Here is a 954-nt window from a genome sequence, read left to right as displayed (position 1 = left end):
GGGCTTAACCATATAATATGTAGCAATGTTATCTAGTTTTGAAAGAATATAAAAAACTTGTTGACTTTAAAAGTTAAATGAGTTACAATGATTCTTGTCTTAAATGAATACAGTCTGGTAATGATGGCAGAGAGGTCACACCCGTTCCCATACCGAACACGGAAGTTAAGCTCTCTAGCGCCGATGGTAGTTGGGACCTTGTCCCTGTGAGAGTAGGACGTTGCCAGGCAATCCGGAGGATTAGCTCAGCTGGGAGAGCACCTGCCTTACAAGCAGGGGGTCGGCGGTTCGATCCCGTCATCCTCCACCATTTAGCCGACTTAGCTCAATTGGTAGAGCAACTGACTTGTAATCAGTAGGTTGGGGGTTCAAGTCCTCTAGTCGGCACCAGTTTTTATTGTAAGAGCCATTAGCTCAGTTGGTAGAGCATCTGACTTTTAATCAGAGGGTCGAAGGTTCGAGTCCTTCATGGCTCACCATTTTAATTAATATGCGGGTGTGGCGGAATTGGCAGACGCACTAGACTTAGGATCTAGCGCCTTTGGCGTGGGGGTTCGACTCCCTTCACCCGCACTTTTAATAAAATATCTCAAACATGTCTTGCGGAAGTAGTTCAGTGGTAGAATACAACCTTGCCAAGGTTGGGGTCGCGGGTTCGAATCCCGTCTTCCGCTCCAATTTTCAATATGACATGCCGGGGTGGCGGAACAGGCAGACGCACAGGACTTAAAATCCTGCGGTGGGTGACCACCGTGCGGGTTCGACCCCCGCCCTCGGCACCATATGCGCCCGTAGCTCAATTGGATAGAGCGTTTGACTACGGATCAAGAGGTTAGGGGTTCGACTCCTCTCGGGCGCGTTTTCTTTCGGGAAGTGGCTCAGCTTGGTAGAGCACCTGGTTTGGGACCAGGGGGTCGCAGGTTCAAATCCTGTCTTCCCGATACTTGTTTGGGG

Annotated in this window: 8 tRNA genes and 1 rRNA gene; all 9 read left to right on the top strand. The window is 49.8% G+C overall.

Features of this window, described 5'->3' with window-relative positions:
* Positions 1 to 113: 113 nt before the first annotated feature.
* The 9 genes from rrf (at position 114) to HMPREF1014_RS29020 (ending at position 941) form a co-directional block, all read left to right on the top strand.
* Positions 114 to 229: ribosomal RNA gene (gene rrf, locus HMPREF1014_RS29060) — 5S ribosomal RNA — on the top strand.
* Between the two features lie 5 nt (positions 230 to 234).
* Positions 235 to 310 (top strand) — tRNA-Val (locus HMPREF1014_RS29055).
* Between the two features lie 4 nt (positions 311 to 314).
* Positions 315 to 390, top strand: a tRNA-Thr gene (locus tag HMPREF1014_RS29050).
* A gap of 13 nt (positions 391 to 403) precedes the next feature.
* Positions 404 to 479, top strand: a tRNA-Lys gene (locus tag HMPREF1014_RS29045).
* 13 nt (positions 480 to 492) lie between these two features.
* A tRNA-Leu gene (locus tag HMPREF1014_RS29040) sits at positions 493 to 573 on the top strand.
* Positions 574 to 602: 29 nt separating this feature from the next.
* Positions 603 to 677 (top strand) — tRNA-Gly (locus HMPREF1014_RS29035).
* Between the two features lie 16 nt (positions 678 to 693).
* Positions 694 to 782, top strand: a tRNA-Leu gene (locus HMPREF1014_RS29030).
* Between the two features lie 3 nt (positions 783 to 785).
* Positions 786 to 859, top strand: a tRNA-Arg gene (locus HMPREF1014_RS29025).
* Between the two features lie 8 nt (positions 860 to 867).
* Positions 868 to 941, top strand: a tRNA-Pro gene (locus HMPREF1014_RS29020).
* The last annotated feature ends 13 nt before the right edge of the window (positions 942 to 954 follow it).

The sequence above is a fragment of the Bacillus sp. 7_6_55CFAA_CT2 genome (assembly GCF_000238655.1).
GTDB classification, from domain to species: domain Bacteria; phylum Bacillota; class Bacilli; order Bacillales; family Bacillaceae_G; genus Bacillus_A; species Bacillus_A cereus.
Note: the sequence above shows the minus strand (reverse complement) of the source record. Positions and strands in the feature narration are given on the sequence as shown.